A 22,271-nucleotide genomic window follows, 5' to 3' on the forward strand; every position below is an offset into this window, starting at 1 on the left:
AGAGACGCCGGAGCATGGGCTGGATTCAACGTTTTCTGGAGAAGCGCGCCAAGCGTGCGATCCGCAAGCTGCCGAAAATCGAGCGCGGCGTGGTGCGTTTCCAGCAGAGATATCCAGGTTACAGCATCGGGCGTGGCAGCTATGGCTTGCCCGAGGTGCATGACTGGCAGGAGGGCTCGACCCTGAGCATCGGGGCGTACTGCTCGATTGCCGAAGGGGTGCAGATATTCCTCGGTGGCCACCACCGAGCGGATTGGGTCACCACTTATCCCTTCCCGGCCATGCTGCCTCAGGCCGCGCACATCAGTGGCTACGCCGGGACCAATGGCGATGTCCGAGTGGGCAGTGATGTGTGGCTGTGTTCCAACAGCACGCTGTTATCCGGTGTGACCATTGGTCATGGTGCGATTGTCGCGGCGGGGGCGCTGGTCACCAAGGACGTCGAGCCTTATGCGGTGGTCGGTGGCAACCCGGCGCGTTTCCTGCGCTGGCGCTTTCCCGAGGAGCAGCGCCAGCAACTCTTGCAGAGTGCCTGGTGGGACTGGCCGGAGGCTGAGTTGCACGGGTTGGCCGACAAGCTCTGCAGCGATGATATTGACGGCTTCCTGGCCTACGCCCGGCAGCGCTCAGCCTGACCGCTCGCTGTTTAATCCCTTCCGAACCTGTTCCAGGCAGCTCTGTGTAGCTGTCATGGAACAGGTGCGTGCGCAGGGATCAGCGAGCCACCTGGTGCAGGTCATTCGCCGGTAGCTGCTTCAACAGTCCGGTGGCCAGGGGCATCGAGGTGCCCAGTGCGTAACCGGCCTGCAGTGCGTCCAGGTGCTCCAGGAACAGCCAGCCACAATCCTCGGCATAGCGCTGCATATGGCGCACATTGCGTTGGCGCAGCGATTTTCTCAGTGATGAGGGGTAGACCCGCAGGTCTGCAAGATCGATCAGCCCGAACTCGCCATTTTCCAGTACCAGCACATTGGCCAGGTGCAGTGAGCGGAAATACACCCCTTGCTCATGCAGATTGGCCATGAAGGCGCCAAAGCGCTTGATCAACTTGGAACGCTCGTCGCCAGAGCTGGCCAATTGCAGGCTCTGGCGCAGAGTCTGGCCGGGTAGCGGTTGGTAGCGGACGGCGTTGCTGCCGTCGGCAAGACGATACAGTCCGAGGATTTTCGGGGTGGTGATGCCCAGCTCGCGCAGTTGCTCGCTATTGGTGGCAAACCGCGCGGAGTAGGGGTTGAACCCTCCGGAGGTGTACCAGCGGCGAGGGCGAAACAGCTTGAGGAAGCTGCCGTCGTCAAGACGCAGGACCTTGGGGCCCAGGCCGTCGGCTTCGATAACCCGGGCATTGGCCATCAGCTTGTCGGCGTCGGCCTGGGTGAGCGACTCGACCCTGTGGCTGGGTGAGCGTCGCGCACGTTGGCTGATACACAGGGCAGCGATCAGGGCCAGGGGAATCCACAGCAGGAACCAGTGCTCTTTGGGGCGAGAGAGAATCCCGCCGCCTTCGGTCAGGCCTGCGCCAATGCCGAACATCAGCCAGGTCGAGGCCAGGATCAGTAGTGGTTCGGCCCGCAGTTGCCAGCTTTTGAACAGGGCCCAGGCCTGCATGAACAGCCACGGCAGAAGGCCGATGATGCCCACATAGTAGAGCACGCCCAGGGCGAAGTTATGGGGCTCTTGCAGCAGGAAACCGATGCCGGGGTCCAGGGACAGACTGGCGTTGTAGCCGTGGCCGATCCATGGGTGGTTGGCAATCTGTTCCAGGGCCAGGCGCCAGAGATCGAAACGCGAAGAGCTGCCCCGTTCCAGAAGCATCTGCGAGAACAGCGCAACGACGGCTATACCGCCTGCCAGCATGCCGCCCAGCAGCATCAGCGAACGACGGTTCCAACTAATGAAGCTCAGCCACAGTGCCGCCAGGGTCAATGCCACCAGAGGCGTTCTGGAGCCCGTGGCGATCAGTGCGGCGACCATGATGACCAGCGCCGGAACGCTCAGCCAGAGTATCTGGTAACGACGGCAGTTCATGCTCAGGCACAGCCAGTAGACACAGAAGAACCCAAAGACATGGGAGCTCAGCAATGGGTTGTCAAAGGCGCCCGCACCGATCATGCGCAGTTCGGGGGTGTGGTATCGAACGAAGACGTACAGGTTGAAGATCGAGGCGATGAGAGCAACGATCGCAGCACAAAAGACCAGCGGCTGTAGCACCTCGCCGCGGTAGCGAACCAGTAGCATGCAGCCGGCGAACAGCATCAGGGTGTGCAGAGGCGTCTTGATTTCCCCCAGCACGCTGTCCACCGGAGGGCTCCAGGCCAGGCTGACAATGGCCCAGGTGCAGAACAGCAACATGGCGATGAAGACAGGTTCGCGCAGAAGGGTTTTCAGTTCGCTGGGGCGAGTACACAGCGCGATCAGCGTCGGGATGCTGAACAGTCCGTAGTACAGCTTGTGCAATCCACTGCGCCCCGGCAGGAAGAACATCGCACAGAGAAGCAGTAGATAACCGATCGGCAGAATCCACAGGCAAATGAAATCGAATACTCGATTGGCCGTGTTGTGAAGGGCATTGGGTTGCATGCTTGAACGTTCATCCCGGAAGTTAAGCTGGCAATCATAACGACTTATGGCTGGCGATGTCGTTGGTCAGCTGAACAATCTCGGGCCTATGGGAGTGCCAGTACCGCGAACAAGCTGTGCTAAAGTCAGCCTCCTTTTTGACGACATTCGCGTGATATGACCGACTCCAGTCCTGACGCAAGCCCCTCGAGCTTGAAAATCTACTTCCGTCTGCTCGGCTATGTGCGGCCCTATATTGGTCTGTTTCTCATCAGCATCGTCGGGTTTCTGATCTTCGCTTCGACTCAGCCCATGCTCGGCTACATCCTCAAGTATTTCGTCGACGGTCTGTCCAACCCTCAGGCGGTGCTGTTTCCCGGTGTGCCTTATCTGCGCGACATGCAGTTGCTCCAAGCGGTGCCGCTGCTGATCGTGCTGATCGCTGCCTGGCAAGGCCTGGGCTCCTACCTGGGCAACTACTTCCTGGCCAAGGTATCCCTGGGGCTGGTGCACGATTTGCGGGTGCAACTGTTCAACAACCTGTTGACCCTGCCCAACCGTTACTTCGACAAGCACAACTCCGGGCACCTGATCTCGCGTATCACCTTCAACGTGACCATGGTCACGGGGGCGGCGACGGACGCGATCAAGGTGGTGATCCGCGAAGGCATGACCGTGATCTTCCTGTTCGGCTCGCTGTTGTGGATGAACTGGCGCCTGACCCTGGTGATGATCGCCATCCTGCCGCTGATCGCGGTCATGGTCCGCACCGCCAGCAAGAAATTCCGCAAGCAGAGCAAGAAGATCCAGGTGGCCATGGGTGATGTGACCCATGTTGCCTCGGAAACCATCCAGGGCTATCGCGTGGTTCGCAGCTTTGGCGGCGAGACCTATGAGCAGCAGCGTTTTCTTGCGGCCAGCCAGGGCAACACTGACAAGCAACTGCGCATGACCCGTACCGGCGCCATCTACACCCCACTGTTGCAACTGGTGATCTACAGCGCCATGGCGGTGCTGATGTTCCTGGTGCTGTATCTGCGCGGTGATGCTTCTGCCGGTGAAATGGTGGCCTATATCACCATGGCCGGTCTGCTGCCCAAGCCGATCCGCCAGCTGTCCGAAGTCAGCTCAACGATCCAGAAAGGCGTGGCGGGTGCGGAGAGCATCTTCGAGCAGTTGGACGTCGAACCTGAGGTCGATCGCGGCACCGTCGAGCGCGCCAGCATCAATGGGCACCTGGAGGTGCGCAACCTGAGTTTCACCTACCCGGGAACCGAACGGCAGGTGCTCGATGACATCAGCTTCAGTATCGAGCCCGGGAAAATGGTGGCGCTGGTGGGGCGTTCCGGCAGTGGCAAGTCGACTCTGGCCAACCTGATTCCGCGGTTCTACCACCACGACAAGGGCCAGATTCTTCTGGATGGCACCGAGGTCGAAGACTTCCGCCTGCTGAACCTGCGTCGGCATATTGCTCAGGTTACCCAGCACGTCACCCTGTTCAGTGACACCGTGGCCAACAACATTGCCTACGGTGACCTGGCCGGTGCGCCGCGTGAGGACATCGAGAAGGCCGCCGCCGATGCCTATGCCATGGACTTCATTGCCCAGTTGCCCGAAGGCCTGGATACCCAGGTAGGGGAGAACGGCGTACTGCTTTCAGGTGGCCAGCGCCAGCGCCTGGCGATTGCCCGGGCCTTGCTGAAGAACGCCCCGCTGCTGATTCTCGACGAGGCCACTTCGGCCCTGGATACCGAATCCGAGCGGCACATCCAGGCCGCCCTGGACAAGGTCATGAAGGGCCGCACCACCCTGGTGATTGCCCACCGCCTGTCGACCATCGAGAAAGCCGACCTGATCCTGGTCATGGACCAGGGGCGGATTGTCGAGCGCGGCAGCCATGCCCAGTTGCTGGCACAGAACGGCTACTACTCGCGGTTGCATGCCATGGGCCTGGAAGAGCCCGCGCCCAGCGGAATCGCCTGACCTGTTCCGGGGAGCGAGCCGGCTCGCTCCCCGGGGCCTTGGTGTGCAAGGCACCTTGGCATCATTTGTAGCCGCTTCCTTACAGTCTTGACCAAGCCTAAATAATTCTGCGTTTCCCGCTTGTTATGGTTCCCGCCTGAATCTTTGAACAGATCGAGGGGGCCATCCCTCTCGCGTGGGTAGCAGAATGTTGCAACGCTTTGTGTGGAAGTTATTACCCAAGACCCAGCGCAATTTCCTGCTTGGGCGCCTGTCGGTGGTGGATCGCCAAGTGGTGAACAAGTCCATGTCGGCCAATGTGCGCTTTCCTGATGCCTTCTCCCGGCACTCCTGCCTGTTCATTCATGTCCCCAAGTGCGCGGGCAGCAGCATCTGTTCGGCATTGTTCGACGGTTGGATGCCCGGGCACCTGCCGTTGTACTGGTACGAGCAGCAGTTTCCCCAGGCCTTTTCCAGCAGCTTCAAGTTTGCTTTCGTGCGCGACCCCCTGGAGCGCGCCTACTCGGCCTACGCTTTCCTGCGGGGCAATCGCCTCGGCCGACGGGACCAGGCAGCCCAGGCGCTGGTAGGGCATTACCGCGACTTCGATGACTTTATCGGCCGCTGGCTGCACCCGGAAACCATCCACAAGCAGATGCACTTTGCTGCCCAGAGCGATTTTCTCACCGATTCCCTGGGCCGCCTGGCCCTGGATTTCGTCGGCTATCAGGAGCACCTGCAGCGAGATTTCCAACTGCTGTGCGAGCAGTTGCAGGTCCAGACCCGACTGCCCCATGTCAACAGCACCCAGCAGCGCCATAGCACCCCCGTCAGGGATATCTGTTCGGTACGCACCCGGCGCCTGGTGCGCCGGGTCTATCAACGCGACTACGAGATGCTCGGTTATGAATAAGCTTGCCTGTGTACCGCTGGAGCGCCCGCAAATCCGTCCCTACAGCCTGTCGTTGTCCACCGAGGCCCGGGCCGCCCTCAAGCAGCAGCAACCCTGCTGTCTTTGGCTGACCGGATTGTCGGGGGCCGGCAAGTCGACCCTGGCCAATCTGTTGGAGCTGCGGCTCAACGAGTTGGGTATGCACACCTTCGTCCTCGACGGTGACAACGTTCGCGGTGGCCTGTGCAGTGACCTGGGAATGGGGGCCGAGGCGCGCAAGGAGAATATCCGCCGCATGGCCGAGGTGGCGCGGTTGATGGTGGACGCCGGCCTGCTGGTCATAGTGTCGGCGATCTCGCCGTTTCGCGCCGAGCGCGATGCCGCCCGCGCGCTGTTCGGCCCGGGGGAATTCATCGAGGTGTACGTCAGTACACCTTTTGACACCTGTGCCCGGCGTGACCCCAAAGGGTTGTACCAGGCTGCGCTGGAGGGGCGGATCAAGGACTTCACCGGGCTCGACAGCCCCTATGAAGCGCCGTTGCAGGCCGATTGCGAGATCGACACGGCGACCGTGGCACTGCCGGAGGCGATCCGCCGCCTGCTGCAACTGCTGCCCCGTAAATAAGCGGCAAGAATTCTTCGTCGGCCCCATTCAAGGCATAGAACTAGGCGGCGCCAACCCTGTGTTAATATCGCGCCCCTGTTCATTTTGTATGTGGGATGCTCCATGAAGTTGTCCATGCCGCGATTCGATCAAGCCCCCGTCTTGGTGGTCGGCGATGTCATGCTCGACCGTTACTGGCATGGTGGTACCTCACGGATTTCCCCTGAGGCGCCAGTGCCGGTGGTCAAGGTCGAGCAAATCGAGGATCGCCCCGGCGGTGCCGCCAACGTTGCCCTGAACATCGCTGCCCTCGGCGCGCCGGCCTCCCTGGTGGGCGTGACCGGCGACGATGAAGCCGCCGACAGCCTGGCCAACAGCCTGCAAGGCGCGGGCGTGCGTGCGCTGTTCCAGCGCATCAAGCACCAGCCGACCATCGTCAAGCTGCGGGTCATGAGCCGTCACCAGCAGTTGTTGCGTATCGATTTCGAAGAACCCTTCGCCACCGACGCCCTGGCCCTGGCGGCCGAGGTCGATGCCCTGCTCGACGGGATCAAGGTGCTGGTGTTGTCCGACTACGGCAAGGGCGCGCTGCGCAATCACCAGGTGCTGATCGCCGCTGCGCGGGCCCGGGGCATTCCGGTGCTGGCGGACCCCAAGGGCAAGGATTTCTCCATCTACCGCGGCGCCAGCCTGATCACGCCGAACCTCAGCGAGTTCGAGACCATCGTCGGCGGCTGCGCCGATGAGCACGAACTGGTGAGCAAGGGCGCGCAGTTGATGCATGACCTGGAACTGGGGGCGCTGCTGGTGACCCGTGGCGAACATGGCATGACCCTGTTGCGCCCCGACCATCCGGCCATGCACTTGCCAGCCCGGGCCCGGGAAGTGTTCGACGTTACCGGTGCCGGGGATACGGTGATCTCCACCCTGGCAGCCGCCATTGCCGCCGGCGAAGAGCTGCCCCACGCAGTGGGCCTGGCCAATCTGGCGGCCGGCATCGTGGTTGGCAAGCTGGGTACCGCCGCCATCAGTGCTCCCGAACTGCGCCGGGCGATCCAGCGCGAGGAAGGCTCCGAGCGCGGGGTGCTGAGCCTCGACCAGTTGCTGCTGGCCATCGATGATGCCCGAGCCCACAACGAGAAGATCGTCTTCACCAACGGCTGCTTTGACATCCTGCACGCCGGGCACGTGACCTACCTGGAACAGGCGCGAGCCCAGGGCGACCGGTTGATCGTGGCGATCAACGATGACGCTTCGGTCAGTCGCCTCAAGGGCCCAGGCCGTCCGATCAACAGCGTCGACCGGCGCATGGCGGTGCTGGCGGGGCTGGGGGCGGTGGACTGGGTGATCAGTTTCCCCGAAGGCACCCCGGAAAACCTCCTGTCCCAGGTTCGGCCGGACGTGCTGGTGAAGGGCGGTGACTATTCCATCGACCAGGTTGTAGGTGCCGATATAGTCGGTGCCTATGGCGGCACCGTTAAGGTGCTGGGGCTGGTGGAAAACAGCTCGACCACGGCTATCGTCGAGAAGATCCGCAAGACCGACAAGGCCGAGTAACGGCCTTGCGGTCCGCAAAAAAGGCGCCTGTTGCAGGCGCCTTTTTTTTGCCTCAGCCCTGGCGCCGGGCCTTGCCGGGGACGATCTTGCGCAGGATCTGCCGGGCCCGGCCGGTTAGCCGCGATAGCTTCGACGCCTTTTGCGGTGGCTCCAGGCCCCGCTGCCTGAGCCAGTCCTTCCAGCGAATCCGCTCGTCACTCACCACCCAGCCTTCCTGCTGGGCGAAGCTTTCCGCCAGGTACAGGCCGCGGGTGCTGGCCGGATGCAACTGGTCTTTCTTCAGGGTGTAGAGCTCGGCGCAGGGCTCGCCGTTGTCCAGGGGCATCAGGTACAGGTCCGGGCGCTTGCGGTCCAGCCGTGCCACCAGTTGGTCGCCCTCCAGGCGCTCGTCGACGTGGAACAGGCTCAGGGACTTGGCTTCCCTCGGCACGTCCAGGCGCAGGTCGTAGATCAACTGCAGTGAGGCGGTGGGCAGGTGCACATAGGCCCGGGGACGCTCCAGCAACTGCAGGTTGCCACAGCGCACCGGCAGCGCCGCCCCGGACAGCGGGGTCAGGCGAAAGGGCAGGGCCTCGCGATAGTGCAGGGCGCCGGCGTAGGGCGCGGGCAGCCAGGTGTCGTTGAAGCGCCCACCGAGCCAGCCTTCGGGGGTTTCCAGCAGGCATTCCTCGGCAATTTCCTGGATCGCGGTATGCAGTGGCAGGTTGAGCTCGTGAGCCGGGACATAGCCGGAAATCAGCTTGAGCACCACATCGCCGCGATCCTGGCGGCGCTGGCGCACCAGCACCCAGTAGTCGCGGTTCTGCCAGTGCAGGGTCAGGCGCACCGAGACTCCGAGGTTGGCCAGCTCCAGGGCGAAGCGCTGATTGTCGGCCACCGTCACCGCGCGCCGGCGCTGCAGGGTCTGGGCGAAGTTCAGCGGCATTCCGACGCTCTGGTAGCTCAAGCCTTCGGGAGTCGCTTCGACGAACAGGGGCAGGGTCTTGAAGTTGCTGGGGTTCTTTCTAATGAGCGGTCGCGACATCTCGGCTCCTTCTTGCGTCGGGGTCGGCCGCGTCGGCGGCATCAGTTCTTGCCAAGGACCTGCGCCACAGTCGACACGTTATGGGCCAGGTGCAAGGGATTGATGGTCCCGACAATAGCACTGGCGACACCGGGCCGGTCAAACAGCAGCTCGAAGCTGGCCCGCACGGGATCGATTCCCGGGCTCAGGCAGACGTGGCCGCTGGCAAGCGCCTTTTTCACCAGGATGCCCTTGTGGTGAGCGGTAGCGTAGTCAATGACTGCCCGCTCGGCCTGTTCGTTCAGATTGTAGGTAACCATGGCGCAATCGCCTTGCTCCAGGGCCTTCAGGCCGCCGTCTACGGTCTTGCCGGAGAAGCCGAAGCCATGGATCTTGCCCTCCTGCTTGAGCTGCGCCAGGGCCTGGTAGACCTCGCACTGCTCGAGGATCGCCAGGTCGTTGCCGTCGGAATGCACCAGCACCAGGTCGATGAAGTCGGTTTCCAGGCGTTGCAGGCTGCGCTCCACGGACATCCGGGTATGGGCCGCGCTGAAATCGTGCCGCGACAGGCCATCGGCGAACTCTTCGCCGACCTTGCTGACAATCACCCATTCCTGGCGCTGGCCGCGCAGTAGCGGGCCCAGGCGCTCTTCGCTGCGGCCGTAGGCCGGAGCGGTGTCGATCAGGTTGATGCCCAGGTCGCGGGTCAGCTTGAGCAGCATGCGGGCCTCCTGGTCGTCGGGGATCTGGAAGCCGTTGGGGTATTTCACGCCCTGGTCGCGGCCCAGTTTCACCGTGCCCAGACCCAGGGGCGACACCAGCAGGCCGGTGCTGCCCAAGGGGCGATGCAGATCGTGCAGGGTTGGCTGGCTCATGGCAGCAGTTGCTCCCAGGCTGGTTGCGCCAGGGGCGGCTTGGGCAGTTCGGGCAGGGCCTGGGCGGCGGCGGGGCGAATGCCGTCGCGCTCCAGGGCAGCCAGGACCCGGTCGGCGAAGTCCGGTGCCAGGGCCAGCTTGGTCGGCCAGCCCACCAGCAGGCGATCCTGCTCGGCGAGGAAGGCGTTGTCCGGGCGGGCCAGGCCCGACTGTGCCGGTTCGGCGCGGTCGACCCGCAGGGTGGCCCATTGCGCCTGGCTCAGGTCGATCCAGGGCAGCAGTTGCCCCAGTTCCTTCTGGGCTGCGGCAATCTGCGCTGCCGGTTCCCGGGCCACGCCCTCGGCTTCGGCGATATCGCCCCCCAGGTACCAGACCCACTGGCCGTCGGCGGCCGGGTGAGTGGTGACGGTGATCCGTGGTTTTGGCCCGCCGCCCAGGCAGTGGGCGTACAGCGGTTTCAGGCTCGGGCCCTTGACCAGCACCATGTGCAATGGTCGCAGTTGCATGGCGGGCTGGCTCAGGCCGGCCGCTTGCAGCAGCTCGGCATTGCCGGCTCCGGCGCTGAGGACAATGCGTTGCGCGCGGATTTCCCGGCCGTCGACCCGCAGGCCCAGCAGTTGGCCGTTCTCCAGCAGGGGCTCGATCTTCTGCCCGGCCAGCAGGCTGTCTCCCGCCAGGTGCGCGAGGCGCTCGATCAGGCTCGGCACATCCACTACCAGTTCGGCGAGGCGGTAGACCTTGCCCTTGAAACGCTTGTCCTGCAGGGCCGGGGGCAGTTGCTCGCCCTTGACCTGATCGACCCGCCCGCGTACCGCCTTGCTGGCGAAGAAGCTGGTGAGGTTGCCGGCCAGAGTGCCGGGGGACCAGAGGTAGTGGGCCTCGGACAGCAGGCGCACGCCGGACAGGTCCAGCTCGCCATTGCCCGCCAGGGCTTCGCGCCAGCGCCGTGGCATGTCGGCAATGGCCTCGGAGGCGCCAGTGAGGGCGCCGTGCAGGGCGTATTTGGCGCCGCCGTGGATGATCCCCTGGGATTTCACGCTCTGTCCGCCGCCGAGGCTGGCGCTTTCCACCAGCACGGTGGAAAAACCCAGGCGTTGCAGGCGAGCGTTGAGCCAGAGACCGGCGACGCCTGCGCCGACAATCAGCACATCGGTGGAAATAGCGGATGGCATGCAGCGACCTCGGTAAGTAAAACGAAGCCGCAAGTTTCAAGCCTCAGGCCTCAAGCTGCAAGCTTGGCGCTCACTCTGGCCGTTTGAGGCGTGTGGCGTGAGGCTGCTTTCTAGTGCCCGGCGGTTTTCGAGAACAACTGGATCACCACCACGCCGAGGACGATCAGCGCCATGCCCAGCATCGCCGGGATATCCAGCTTCTGGCCGTACAGAAACAGCGCGGCGATGCTCACCATGACGATGCCCATGCCGGCCCATACCGCGTAGGCCACGCCCACCGGCACCGTACGCACCACCAGGGTCAGCATCCAGAAGGCCACGCCGTAGCCGACGATGATCAATGCCAGGGGCAGCGGAGTGCTCAGGCCCTTGACCGCTTTCATTGAAACAGTGGCGATCACTTCCGCGCAGATGGCGATAGCCAGGTAGTAGTAAGCGTTCATGGGAGGGTTCCTCGGGGCTGGGACTGCTTTGTGAGGTCGGCATTCTAGAGAAAGTTCAGATGGGGTAAAGTCATTACCTATCTGGATGATAGATAGGTTGTGCCATGAACATGCAATGGAACCTGGAGCAGTTGCGCCTGTTTGTCGGGGTCGCCGAACTGCGTTCGTTTTCTGCCGTGGCCCGCCAGCAGCGCAAGGCGCAATCGGCCATCAGCAGTGCCATCGCCCAGCTGGAGGATGACCTGGGAGTCAGCCTGTTCGAACGCAGCAGTGGCCGCCAGCCAAGGCTGACGGAGGCGGGCAGCGCACTGTTGCAGGAAGCGCGGGAGATCCTGCGCCAGTGCGACCGCCTCAATGGCCGGGCGCTGGCCTTGATGCGCGGCCAGGAAGCGCGGTTGCGCCTGGCCCAGGACGAAGCGATGCCCTATCAGCCGGTGCTCGACAGCCTAGAGGCTTTGGCGGAACACTTTCCCAGCCTGGAGGTGCAACTGGCCAGCGGGGCCCAGGGCGACGTAGCGCGCAAACTGGTGGAGCGCCGGGCCGACCTGGGGTTGCTGTTTCATCATGAGCAGATGCCGGAAACTTTGGAGCGCCGGGCCCTGGGCAGTGTGGAGATGGTCACTGTCTGCGCCGTGGGGCATCCGCTGGCCCATGAAAAAAGGGTCAACCGCCAGTTGCTGGCGCTACACCGGCAGTTGCTCATCGCTCCGCAAGCCAGTGGCTACCCCGGTGGTGAGCAGGTCAGCCCCCAGGTCTGGCGGGCTGACAGCTTCTACGTCCTGGCCGAATGGCTGATGCGCGGGCTGGGCTGGGCCTGGCTGCCACGGCATGTGGTGCAGTACCCGGCCTATCAGAACCAGATGGTGGAGCTGGCCAGCCAATGGACGCCCCCGGCACTGGTGGTGGAACTGGCCTGGCGCCGTGACGAACCTCTGGGCCCCGCGGCGCACTGGCTGGCAGAACGTTTTGCCGTGCACCTGAAGGCGATCGGCTAAAAAACCGATAAACTCCGCCGCCATGAATAGAACTCTCTATACCGCATTGTTTTACCTGGGGCTGCCGTTGGTAGCGATCCGCCTGTGGCTGCGCTCGCGCAAGGCGCCGGCTTATGCCAAGCGCATTGGCGAGCGTTTCTCTCTCGGCTTGCCGAGCATGCAACCCGGTGGCATCTGGGTGCATGCGGTGTCGGTGGGCGAGAGCATCGCTGCCGCGCCGATGATCCGGGCGCTGCTGGCGCGTTATCCACAGCTGCCGATTACCGTGACCTGCATGACTCCCACCGGCTCCGAGCGCATCCACGCGCTGTTTGCCAACGAGCCGCGGATCCAGCACTGCTACCTGCCCTACGACTTGCCTTGCGCCGCGGCGCGGTTTCTCGATCGGGTGCAGCCCAAGCTGGCGGTGATCATGGAAACCGAACTGTGGCCCAACCATATCGACCAGTGTGCCCGGCGCGGGATTCCGGTGGCCCTGGCCAATGCCCGGTTGTCCGAGCGTTCGGCCAAGGGCTATGGGCGTTTTGCTCGGCTGACCGCACCGATGCTGGCGCAGATGAGCCTGTTCGCGGTGCAGACCGAAGCCGAGGCCCAGCGTTTCCTCCGGCTTGGGGCCCGGCCAGAGACTGTGCAAGTGACCGGATCGATCAAGTTCGACCTGAGCATCGACCCGCAGTTGCTGCAGCGGGCCACTGAGCTGCGCCAGCAATGGCAGGCCATGGAGCGCCCGGTGTGGATCGCCGCGAGTACCCACGAGGGCGAAGACGCGGTGGTGCTCGATGCCCACCGGCAACTGCTGGGCAATTACCCCAATGCCTTGCTGATCCTGGTGCCGCGGCACCCGGAGCGCTTCGACTCGGTGCATGAGCTGTGCCGGCAGCAGGGTTTTGCCACGGTACGCCGTTCTGCAGCCGAGCCGGTGCTTGCCACCACCTCGGTACTGCTGGGGGACACCATGGGCGAATTGCTGTTCCTCTATGCCCTGGCCGACAGCGCCTTTGTCGGCGGCAGCCTGGTGCCCAACGGTGGGCACAACCTGCTGGAGCCGGCGGCCCTGGCCAAGCCGGTGATCAGCGGGCCGCATCTGTTCAATTTCCTGGAAATCGCCGCGATGCTGCGTGAGGCCGGAGCCTTGCAGGAAGTGGACGATGCCGAGGGGCTCGCGGTGGCGGTGCAGCGTCTGTTCGAGCTACCCCAGGATGCGCGCAAGATGGCCGATGCCGGGCTCAAGGTGCTCAAGGCCAACCAGGGCGCCTTGCAACGGCTGCTCGATGGCCTTGGCCGCCTCCTGGGCAGGCACTGATCGTCGCCTTCGGTAGCCGCTGTCGCATGGCCGTAAAAGGCCGTTACACCGCCATGAAAAAGGCCACCCGCAAAGGTGGCCTTTTTCATGCTTGCGACCTTCAAGGGCGGGCCCTGAGCTGCTCCTGGGCGGCCTTGGCCAGATCTGGCGGCAGGAAGTCGCGATCCGGGTTGTAGTCGGCCTTGAGATAGCGCGACAGGTCCTGCAGGTCCCCCGGGTTGAGGGTGCCGGCCGCCTGTTTCAGGCGCAGGTTGTCGAGGATGTAGTCGTAGCGGCTGTTGTTGTAGTTGCGCACCGAGGTGTACAGCTGGCGCTGGGCGTCGAGCACATCGACGATATTGCGCGTGCCCACCTGGTAGCCGATCTCCGTGGCCTCCACTGCGCTCTGGTTGGAAATGATCGACTGGCGCCGGGCCTGGACCTGCTCGACATCGGTGTTCACCGCGCGGTGCAGGTTGCGGGTGTTTTCCACCACCTGGCGGCGCAGGGATTCACGCTGTTGCTCGGTCTGGCTCAGGCGCGAGTAGGATTCACGCACCTGGGAGCTGGTCAGGCCGCCGCTGTAGATCGGAATGTTCAGTTGCAGGCCGATGGAGCGCTGTTCGACGTCGCTGCCGTAGCGCGTCAGCGGGTTGGGGTTGCTGAAGCCCAAAGCGTCGTTGTCGCCTTTCTTGTACTGCGCCACTGCGTCCAGGGTCGGGGCATGCCCGGCCTTGCGCTGCTTGAGGGTTTCCTCGGCGGCGCTGACTGCGTAGTTGCTGGCCAGCAGGTTGAGGTTCTGCTTGGCGGCGGTGTCCACCCAGGCCTTGGCGTCGTTGGGGGTCGGCGCCAGCACTGGCAGGGTATGGACGATGCCCTGGATCGAGTTGTACTCGCGGTTGGTCAGGGTGATCAGGGCCTCGAAGGCATCATCCACCTGGCGCTGGGCAAGGATCCGGTTGGCCCGGGCGGTATCGTAGCTGGCCTGGGATTGCAGGACGTCGGTCTTGTCCGACAGGCCCACGTCGAAGCGTTCGTTGGATTGGTCCAGCTGACGCTTGAAGGCCGCTTCCTCGGCCTTGGTCGAGGCCAGGTTGTCCTGGGCGCGCAACACCGCGAAGTAGTTCTCCGCGCTCTGCAGGATCAGGTTCTGCTCGGTGGCCGAGAGTTGCAGGGAAGCCTGTTCGTTGATGTCCTTGGCCGCCTGCAGCTGGAACCAGCGGTCGGCCCGGAACAGTGGCTGGGCCAGGGTCGCCTGGTAGACGTTGCCGCTGCGGGTAGAGGTCATCGACGGTTCGTCGAACTTGGTGCGGGTGTTGTTCATGTCCGCGCCGGCCGAAAGGTTAGGCAGCAACCCGGCACGAGCCTGGGGCACCACTTCCTTCTGGGCACCGTACTGGGCGCGCGCAGCGGCCAGATCGGCGTTGTTGTCCACCGCTTCCTGGTAGACGCTGACCAGATCGGTCTTGGTGGTCAAAGGCGCTTCTGCTGCCCAGGCCATTCCATTGGACGCACAAGACACGGCAACAGCCAGTGAGAGTTTGCGCAGCATTCGGCGATCCCTAGAGTTGATATTACGGCAATAATTCAGGCGCCAAGGCTAAGGCGCGACCCACGGAGCGTCAAGGTTCGACACAGGGCAACGAGTGTAGATGCGCTGGGGGGTGGCAACAATCCTGCAATTACGCCATTCATCATGCTGATCGTACGGGGGGTTGGCGTTCTGCTGTGGCTTTGTCTAGACTGGCCCGGTTCTTGTCGGGGTGCCTTGCTATGAGGCTGAGATCGGACAATCCGGATCCCGTTGAACCTGATCAGGTTAGCGCCTGCGTAGGGAACAAGATTTCTCGTCACCCGGCGAGTCCTCTTGTGCTTCGTCCGGGCTGTTGTTCGACAATCGAACACCCCTCGAGTACCAAGCACTGCACTCAACTAGTTGCCTAGCCAGGGTGCGTCCGTCCGTTACAGGTTCGCTCCGACAAAAATCCACTGCCTGGATGCTGTCTGGAGAGCCCGTGATGACTACAAAATTAAAAAACGCTAGCAACCTCAGTGAGTCGGCCCAAGTCGACCAACAATCGGTTCAGCCCTTTACCCGCTCGCAAAAAGTCTATGTCCAGGGTTCGCGCCCGGACATCCGCGTGCCCATGCGCGAAATCACCCTGGATGTGACCCCCACCGACTTCGGCGGCGAGATCAACGCCCCGGTGACCGTGTACGACACCTCCGGCCCCTACACCGATCCGAACGTGGTGATCGATGTGCGCAAGGGCCTGGGCGATGTGCGTTCGGCCTGGATCGAAGACCGTGGCGACACCGAGCGCCTGGCCGGCCTGAGCTCCAACTTCGGCCAGCAGCGCCTGGCCGACCCGGAGCTGACCAAGCTGCGCTTCGCCCACGTCAACAACCCGCGCCGGGCCAAGGCCGGGGCCAACGTCAGCCAGATGCACTACGCGCGCAAAGGCATCATCACCGCCGAGATGGAATACGTCGCCATCCGCGAAAACATGAAGCTGCAAGAGGCCCGTGCCGCCGGCCTGCTGAAGCAGCAACACGCCGGCCACAGCTTCGGCGCCAGCATCCCCAAGGAAATCACCGCCGAGTTCGTGCGTGAGGAAATCGCCCGTGGCCGCGCGATCATCCCGGCCAACATCAACCACGTCGAACTGGAACCGATGATCATCGGCCGCAACTTCCTGGTGAAGATCAACGGCAACATCGGCAACAGTGCCCTGGGTTCCTCGATCGAGGAAGAAGTGGCGAAACTGACCTGGGGCATCCGCTGGGGTTCGGACACGGTGATGGACCTGTCCACCGGCAAGCACATCCATGAAACCCGCGAGTGGATCATCCGCAACTCGCCGGTGCCGATCGGTACCGTACCGATCTACCAGGCCCTGGAAAAGGTCAACGGCGTGGCCGAGGACCTGACCTGGGAGCTGTTCCGCGACACCCTGATCGAGCAGGCCGAGCAGGGTGTGGACTACTTCACCATCCACGCAGGCGTCTTGCTGCGTTACGTGCCGCTGACCGCCAAGCGGGTCACCGGCATCGTGTCCCGGGGTGGCTCGATCATGGCCAAGTGGTGCCTGGCGCACCATAAGGAGAACTTCCTCTACACCCACTTCGACGAAATCTGCGAAATCATGAAGGCCTACGACGTCAGCTTCTCCCTGGGAGATGGCCTGCGCCCGGGGTCGATTGCCGACGCCAACGACGAAGCCCAGTTCGGCGAACTGGAGACCCTCGGCGAGCTGACCAAGATCGCCTGGAAGCATGACGTGCAGTGCATGATCGAAGGCCCGGGCCACGTGCCGATGCAGTTGATCAAGGAGAACATGGACAAGCAGCTGGAGTGCTGCGACGAGGCGCCGTTCTACACCCTCGGCCCGCTGACTACCGACATTGCCCCCGGCTACGACCACATCACCTCCGGTATCGGTGCGGCGATGATCGGCTGGTTCGGCTGCGCCATGCTCTGCTACGTCACGCCCAAGGAACACCTGGGCCTGCCGAACAAGGATGACGTGAAGACCGGGATCATCACCTACAAGATCGCCGCGCATGCTGCGGATCTGGCGAAAGGTCATCCGGGCGCGCAGATCCGCGACAACGCCTTGTCCAAGGCGCGTTTCGAGTTCCGCTGGGAAGACCAGTTCAACCTCGGCCTGGACCCGGACACCGCCCGCTCGTACCACGACGAGACCCTGCCCAAGGATTCGGCCAAGGTCGCGCATTTCTGCTCCATGTGCGGGCCGAAGTTCTGCTCGATGAAGATCACCCAGGAAGTGCGTGAGTACGCAGCCAACCAGCGTATCGAAGCGGTGGATGTGGATGTCGCCAAGGGCCTGGCGGAACAGGCCGAGCGCTTCAAGCAGGAAGGCAGCCAGCTGTACAAGAAAGTCTGACCCCTCTGTGCAGGAGCGGGCTTGCCCGCGAACCAGGCGCCGCGCTCTCGACAAGGTGGCGCTTTCGCCGGCAAGCCGGCTCCTGCAGACCCTATTCCTTCGAGATATCAACCTTGAGCAGTCCAATCAGTACCTACTCTCCCGATCTCGCGGTACCGGCCGACAAGCGCGTGTTTGGCGCCCGCGATCTGTTTTCCCTGTGGTTTTCCCTCGGTATCGGCCTGATGGTGCTGCAGACCGGCGCCTTGCTGGCGCCAGGCCTGGGGCTGGCCCATTCGCTGCTGGCGATCCTGCTCGGCACCGCAGTCGGCGTTCTGCTGCTGGCGGCGGTGGGGGTGATCGGCAGCGACACCGGCCTGTCGTCCATGGCTGCGCTCAAGCTCAGCCTGGGCCGGCGCGGTGCCAGCCTGTCGGCACTGTTGAACCTGTTGCAGCTGGTGGGCTGGGGCTCGTTTGAAATCATCGTCATGCGCGATGCCGCGAGCCTCCTGGGCAGCCGGGCCTTCAGCGAAGGCAGCCTGCTGGCCAACCCGTTGCTCTGGACCCTGTTTTTCGGTGCCCTGGCCACCTTGCTGGCGGTCAGCGGGCCCTTGACCTTCGTCCGGCAGATCCTGCGCAAATGGGGGATCTGGTTATTGTTGGCCGCCTGCCTGTGGCTGACCTGGAACCTCTTCGCCCGAGCCGACCTGGCGGCGCTCTGGGCCCAGGCCGGGGACGGCTCGATGCCGTTCGCCGTGGGCTTCGATATCGCCATCGCCATGCCCTTGTCCTGGTTGCCGCTGATCGCCGACTACTCGCGGTTCGGCAAGCACGCCAAGAGCGTATTCGGCGGCACGGCCCTGGGCTTTTTCATCGGCAATTTCTGGTTGATGAGCCTGGGCGTCGCCTACACCCTGGCCTTCGCTCCCAGTGGTGAAGTGAATGCCTTGCTGCTGGCGCTGGCCGGGGCCGGGCTGGGGATTCCGTTGCTGCTGATTCTGCTGGACGAGTCGGAGAATGCCTTTGCCGATATCCATTCGGCGGCGGTTTCCAGCGGCATCCTGCTGCGCCTCAAGGTCGAGCACCTGGCGCTGGCCATAGGCGTGCTCTGCACCCTGATCGCCTGCCTGGCGCCGTTGGCCCAGTACCAGAACTTCCTGTTGCTGATCGGCTCGGTATTCGCGCCGCTGTTTGGCGTGGTGCTGGTGGATCACTTCATCCTGCGTCGGCGCTCGGGGCAGAACCCGGCGTCAGCCTTGCGCTGGCCGGCGCTGCTGGCCTGGCTGGGTGGGGTGAGCACCTATCATCTGTTGGCCAATCTGTACCCGGATATCGGCGCAACCCTGCCGTCACTGGTGCTGGCAGGGCTGCTGCAATGGCTGTTGGGCCGGGCTTTCAGTTACCGCCAGGAAACAGCTCGGGCTTGAGCACGCCCTTGAGGCGGTCGTAAGGGATCTGCAGTTCGATGTGGCCCAAAACCTGCGGCGCGATGGTGGTGACGTCGTACTTGAGGGTCACGGCGTTACGGGTCAGCGCTACGTTCTGGGTCTTCTGGAAGGGCCAGGTCTTCACGAACTCGGCCTCGCGATCCAGGTGAGTGCTGATCAGCCAGTTGTTGTGGGCGACCCGCGCGGCCTTCCAGAACATCTCTTCCTGGCCGGGCAGGAGCATGTCCGCCAGGTTCAGGGCCTTGTGCTGCTGGCGTGAGTAGTTGACGAAGCCACGGCCCGGGGTGCCGTTGGCGGCGCCGGTGTCCAGGTAACTGGCCAGTTCGATGATCACCAGGCCGTCATGCTGCTCGCGTAGCTTGGATTGCAGGTACATGCCGTGGCGGTCCGGCGCGCTGCGCAGGAACTGCTCGCGATAGGCCGCAAGGCTGGCCGGCAGCGCAGCATCGGGGCTGGTGCGGGTCATTTGCAGCAGGCGCTTTTCAATGATGGCATCCAGCTTCGGTTCGGCGGGGAAGTGCACGGTGTCGAGGTTGACCAGCGGGCAGTCGGCGCCGCTGCAACCGGGCTTGAGTTGTTCGGACTTGTCCCGGGTGGTTTCCAGCGGGGTCATGTAGCTGGGTTGAAACAGGCTTTGGCAGGCACCCAGGGTCAGGGCGATACAGGCCACGGAGGCGATTTTGACAAGCGACATGGGCGTCCTTCATAAACCAGGGGGAGGCAAAAGTTACCGGCTTCGACTGCCTGCGAGGCAGTCGGTTCGCCACTAAGCTCAATAGAGGCAATTAGAGTAGGTTTAGCCCCTCGCCGTCTATCCCGCTGAGGGTAAAGGGGCTGCATGATCAGCTGCGAGCGCGTTAGGATGGCGCGAAGTCGAGGGGGATCCTCGGATTGAACATGCTGTACACGAGGATTGTTATGACTGACTTTGCCAACTCCACGCCGAGTGCCGTCGAGATCATCCGGCGCGAAAACTGTTTCCAGGGTTTCTACCGGCTCGATCGCCTGCAACTGCGTCATGAGCTGTTCGCCGGTGGCATGGGGCGTGAAATCAATCGTGAAGTCTTTGTCCGTCACGATGCGGTCTGCGTACTGCCGTACGACCCGCAGCGCGATGAGGTGGTGCTGATCGAACAGTTCCGCGTCGGTGCCATGGGCAAGACGGCTTCGCCCTGGCTGGTGGAACTGGTGGCCGGGCTGATCGACAAGGACGAGCAGCCGGAACAGGTTGCCCGCCGCGAGGCGCAGGAGGAAGCTGGCCTGGACATCTCGGCGCTGTGGCCGATGACCCAGTACTTCCCGTCGCCCGGTGGCAGCACCGAATTCGTCCATCTGTACCTGGGGCGTTGCGACAGCAGCGCCGCCGGTGGGCTGCATGGGCTGGAGGAAGAGGCGGAAGACATTCGGGTGTGCGTGATGGCCTACGAGGATGCCTTGCAGGCCATGCGCGACGGGCGGATTTGCAATGCCGCCAGCATCATTGCCTTGCAGTGGCTGGCGCTCAATCGCGCGGAAGTGAGGGGGTTATGGTCGTAAACAAGGTACGCGACCGCTATCGGGTGGATCTCGCGGGGCTGCAAGCTTCCTGCGAGGCCAACTACGCCCGGCTGATGCGACTGCTGCCCGACATGCGCAACCAGCCCGTGGCCCGGCGCATCGCCGTGACCCAGGGCGACCAGATGCTCGGCGTACTGGCCCTGGAGGTGGTACTGGCCTGCCCGTATACCACCACCTTGCAGGTGCGCCAGGAGCACAGCCTGCCCTGGCTGCCTGTGCCGCAGCTGGAAGTGCAGGTCTACCACGACGCGCGCATGGCGGAAGTCATCAGTGCCGAACATGCCCGGCGTTTTCGCAGCATCTATCCCTATCCCAATGCCTTCATGCACCAGCCTGATGAAAAGGCCCAGCTGAACGTGTTCCTCGGCGAGTGGCTGAGCCACTGCCTGGCCTGCGGTCACGAGTTCGAAGCCGTGCGCTAGATGTGAACTGGGTCCGCTTCCCAGGTTTCCTCTTTTTCACTTCCCCCAGCATAATTGCCCCCTTCTTCACGCTTTGTGATCTTGCTCCGGGAGAACGCCGTGCCAAGCGTATCCGCACTGACTGCCGCCGACCCCGTGTTGCTGGTGCAGCTGTCCGATAGCCACCTGTTTGCCGAGACGGACGGCACGCTCTTGGGCATGAACACCGCCGACAGCCTGCAACGGGTCATCGACCTTGTGTTGGCGCAGCAGCCACGGATCGACCTGATGCTGGCCACCGGCGACCTGTCCCAGGACGGCACGCTGGAGTCCTATCAACGCTTTCGCCAACTGACCCGGCAGATTGCCGCCCCAGGCCGCTGGCTGCCGGGCAACCACGACGAACCGCAGGTCATGGAGCAGGCCGCCAGCGGCAGTGACTTGCTGGACCCGGTGGTGGACATCGGCAACTGGCGCATCACCCTGCTGGACTCGGCGGTGCCGGGTTCGGTACCGGGTTATCTGCAGGATGAGCAGTTGCAACTGCTGACCCGCTCCCTGCGCGAAGCACCAGAGCGGCACCACCTGGTCTGCCTGCATCACCATCCGGTGTCCATCGATTGCGCCTGGATGGAGCCCATCGGCCTGCGCAATGCCCAGGCGCTGTTTGCCGTGATCGACGCTTTCCCCCAGGTGCGCGCCGTGCTCTGGGGGCATGTTCACCAGGAGATCGATCGCCTGCGGGGCGACGTGCGGCTATTGGCCTCACCTTCCACCTGCATCCAGTTCGAGCCCTTGAGCGACGACTTCAAGGTCGAGGAGCAGGTGCCGGGCTACCGTTGGTTGCGGCTGCTGCCCGATGGACGGCTGGAAACCGGCGTGCAGCGGGTCGAAGGCTATGAATTCACCATCGACTACGGTAGCGAAGGCTACTGAAGCGGCTGCGTAACCTGGCCCCATCCCTGTAAACTGCGGCTTTTGCCCAGGTGCACAGGGAGCTCGCATGTCCGGTTCGATCCTCTATATCCACGGCTTCAACAGTGCTCCGGCATCGACCAAGGCCTCCCAGTTGCGCCAGGTCATGGAGCAGATCGGCCTGGCCGGGCAACTGCAGGTACCGGCCCTGCATCACCATCCGCGCCAGGCCATTGGCCAGCTGGAACAGGCGATTGCCGAACTCGGTCGTCCATTGCTGGTCGGCAGCTCGCTCGGCGGCTACTATGCGACTCACCTTGCCGAGCGCTATGGTCTGAAGGCCCTGCTGATCAACCCTGCTGTCAGCCCGCACCGGATGTTCGACGGTTATCTGGGCACGCAGAAGAACCTGTACACCGACGAGACCTGGGAGCTGACCCACGACCATGTCGCGGCCCTGGCAGCGCTGGAAGTGGCGCCACCCCAGGACCCTGAGCGTTATCAGGTGTGGTTGCAGACCGGGGACGAGACGCTGGACTATCGCAGCGCCGAGCGCTACTACCGCGCCTGCGCCTTGCGCATACAGGCCGGCGGCGATCATAGTTTCCAAGGTTTTGCCGGACAATTGCCGGCGATGTTGAATTTTGCCGGCATCACTGCCGATCAGTACCAGGCGATCGACTTCACTGCACTGTGAGCCTTCGCCCCATATTCATTGAACG

General features: G+C 63.4%; 20 protein-coding genes and 1 riboswitch. Of the genes, 13 read left to right on the forward strand and 7 right to left on the reverse strand.

The annotated features are described in order from the left end of the window. Positions 1 to 14 precede the first annotated feature (14 nt). Positions 15 to 635 (forward strand): CatB-related O-acetyltransferase, encoded by a 621-nt coding sequence (locus KI242_RS02700; RefSeq protein ID WP_011058898.1) that lies wholly within the window; start codon positions 15 to 17, stop codon positions 633 to 635. 79 nt (positions 636 to 714) lie between these two features. On the opposite strand, the gene KI242_RS02705 is transcribed toward KI242_RS02700, so the two are convergent. After that, a complete protein-coding gene (locus KI242_RS02705; RefSeq protein ID WP_041115422.1) occupies positions 715 to 2,577 on the reverse strand; it encodes an O-antigen ligase family protein in 1,863 nt (620 codons plus the stop codon). A 156-nt stretch (positions 2,578 to 2,733) separates the two neighbouring features. Here KI242_RS02705 and msbA point away from each other — a divergent pair, with 156 nt between their 5' ends. The 4 genes from msbA to hldE all read left to right on the forward strand — a co-directional run bounded on the left by msbA (position 2,734) and on the right by hldE (position 7,571). Continuing rightward, entirely contained in the window at positions 2,734 to 4,539 is a 1,806-nt protein-coding gene (gene msbA, locus KI242_RS02710; protein ID WP_011058900.1) for a lipid A export permease/ATP-binding protein MsbA, read from the forward strand. A gap of 187 nt (positions 4,540 to 4,726) precedes the next feature. Then, on the forward strand, positions 4,727 to 5,431 hold the full coding sequence (locus KI242_RS02715) for a sulfotransferase family 2 domain-containing protein (protein WP_015633918.1): 705 nt from the start codon (positions 4,727 to 4,729) through the stop codon (positions 5,429 to 5,431). Then, positions 5,424 to 6,035: an adenylyl-sulfate kinase gene (gene cysC, locus KI242_RS02720; RefSeq protein WP_053156066.1), complete on the forward strand. Its 612-nt coding sequence runs from the start codon at positions 5,424 to 5,426 to the stop codon at positions 6,033 to 6,035. Before KI242_RS02715 ends, cysC begins: the two co-directional genes overlap by 8 nt. Before the next feature lie 102 nt (positions 6,036 to 6,137). After that, on the forward strand, positions 6,138 to 7,571 hold the full coding sequence (hldE, locus tag KI242_RS02725; protein WP_011058903.1) for a bifunctional D-glycero-beta-D-manno-heptose-7-phosphate kinase/D-glycero-beta-D-manno-heptose 1-phosphate adenylyltransferase HldE: 1,434 nt from the start codon (positions 6,138 to 6,140) through the stop codon (positions 7,569 to 7,571). A 52-nt stretch (positions 7,572 to 7,623) separates the two neighbouring features. Here hldE and KI242_RS02730 read toward each other — a convergent pair whose 3' ends face one another. From KI242_RS02730 to KI242_RS02745, 4 genes are all read right to left on the reverse strand, one after another. After that, positions 7,624 to 8,595, reverse strand: a complete 972-nt coding sequence (locus KI242_RS02730; protein ID WP_019093038.1) for a hypothetical protein — start codon at positions 8,593 to 8,595, stop codon at positions 7,624 to 7,626. Positions 8,596 to 8,636: 41 nt separating this feature from the next. Beyond that, the gene (locus KI242_RS02735) at positions 8,637 to 9,449 is read right to left on the reverse strand and encodes an aldo/keto reductase (protein ID WP_212805885.1); all 813 of its coding nucleotides are present in this window, start codon (positions 9,447 to 9,449) and stop codon (positions 8,637 to 8,639) included. Continuing rightward, positions 9,446 to 10,621 (reverse strand): FAD-dependent oxidoreductase, encoded by a 1,176-nt coding sequence (locus KI242_RS02740; protein ID WP_077933258.1) that lies wholly within the window; start codon positions 10,619 to 10,621, stop codon positions 9,446 to 9,448. Before KI242_RS02740 ends, KI242_RS02735 begins: the two co-directional genes overlap by 4 nt. A 110-nt stretch (positions 10,622 to 10,731) precedes the next feature. Then, entirely contained in the window at positions 10,732 to 11,064 is a 333-nt protein-coding gene (locus KI242_RS02745; protein WP_011058907.1) for a multidrug efflux SMR transporter, read from the reverse strand. A gap of 110 nt (positions 11,065 to 11,174) precedes the next feature. Between KI242_RS02745 and KI242_RS02750 the strand changes: the two genes are divergently transcribed. After that, positions 11,175 to 12,059: a LysR family transcriptional regulator gene (locus tag KI242_RS02750; protein WP_015633922.1), complete on the forward strand. Its 885-nt coding sequence runs from the start codon at positions 11,175 to 11,177 to the stop codon at positions 12,057 to 12,059. Between the two features lie 22 nt (positions 12,060 to 12,081). Then, positions 12,082 to 13,362 carry a lipid IV(A) 3-deoxy-D-manno-octulosonic acid transferase gene (waaA, locus tag KI242_RS02755; RefSeq protein ID WP_011058909.1) on the forward strand — a complete coding sequence of 427 codons (1,281 nt, stop codon included), beginning with the start codon at positions 12,082 to 12,084 and terminating at the stop codon, positions 13,360 to 13,362. 100 nt (positions 13,363 to 13,462) lie between these two features. On the opposite strand, the gene KI242_RS02760 is transcribed toward waaA, so the two are convergent. Then, a complete protein-coding gene (locus KI242_RS02760; RefSeq protein ID WP_011058910.1) occupies positions 13,463 to 14,893 on the reverse strand; it encodes a TolC family outer membrane protein in 1,431 nt (476 codons plus the stop codon). Positions 14,894 to 15,090: 197 nt separating this feature from the next. Beyond that, positions 15,091 to 15,195: riboswitch (TPP riboswitch) on the forward strand. A gap of 164 nt (positions 15,196 to 15,359) precedes the next feature. Here KI242_RS02760 and thiC point away from each other — a divergent pair. Both thiC and cytX read left to right on the forward strand, forming a co-directional pair. Continuing rightward, positions 15,360 to 17,249: a phosphomethylpyrimidine synthase ThiC gene (thiC, locus tag KI242_RS02765; RefSeq protein ID WP_015633923.1), complete on the forward strand. Its 1,890-nt coding sequence runs from the start codon at positions 15,360 to 15,362 to the stop codon at positions 17,247 to 17,249. 113 nt (positions 17,250 to 17,362) lie between these two features. After that, on the forward strand, positions 17,363 to 18,655 hold the full coding sequence (gene cytX / locus KI242_RS02770) for a putative hydroxymethylpyrimidine transporter CytX (RefSeq protein WP_212805886.1): 1,293 nt from the start codon (positions 17,363 to 17,365) through the stop codon (positions 18,653 to 18,655). Here the strand turns inward: cytX and KI242_RS02775 are convergent. Further along, the gene (locus KI242_RS02775) at positions 18,624 to 19,370 is read right to left on the reverse strand and encodes an RsiV family protein (RefSeq protein WP_015633925.1); all 747 of its coding nucleotides are present in this window, start codon (positions 19,368 to 19,370) and stop codon (positions 18,624 to 18,626) included. The two genes, cytX and KI242_RS02775, sit on opposite strands and share 32 nt — an antisense overlap. Positions 19,371 to 19,594: 224 nt before the next feature. On the opposite strand from KI242_RS02775, the gene KI242_RS02780 reads away from it, so the two are divergent. From KI242_RS02780 to KI242_RS02795, 4 genes are all read left to right on the forward strand, one after another. Further along, positions 19,595 to 20,212, forward strand: coding sequence for an NUDIX domain-containing protein (locus tag KI242_RS02780; RefSeq protein ID WP_011058914.1), 618 nt, complete (start codon positions 19,595 to 19,597; stop codon positions 20,210 to 20,212). Continuing rightward, positions 20,203 to 20,655: a DUF1249 domain-containing protein gene (locus KI242_RS02785; RefSeq protein WP_011058915.1), complete on the forward strand. Its 453-nt coding sequence runs from the start codon at positions 20,203 to 20,205 to the stop codon at positions 20,653 to 20,655. Before KI242_RS02780 ends, KI242_RS02785 begins: the two co-directional genes overlap by 10 nt. 99 nt (positions 20,656 to 20,754) lie before the next feature. Further along, positions 20,755 to 21,570 (forward strand): 3',5'-cyclic-AMP phosphodiesterase, encoded by an 816-nt coding sequence (cpdA, locus tag KI242_RS02790; protein ID WP_041115433.1) that lies wholly within the window; start codon positions 20,755 to 20,757, stop codon positions 21,568 to 21,570. Between the two features lie 67 nt (positions 21,571 to 21,637). Beyond that, positions 21,638 to 22,246, forward strand: a complete 609-nt coding sequence (locus tag KI242_RS02795; protein ID WP_212805887.1) for a YqiA/YcfP family alpha/beta fold hydrolase — start codon at positions 21,638 to 21,640, stop codon at positions 22,244 to 22,246. Positions 22,247 to 22,271 lie beyond the last annotated feature (25 nt).

This window comes from Pseudomonas sp. Eqa60 (genome assembly GCF_018326405.1).
GTDB classification, from domain to species: Bacteria; Pseudomonadota; Gammaproteobacteria; order Pseudomonadales; family Pseudomonadaceae; genus Aquipseudomonas; species Aquipseudomonas protegens.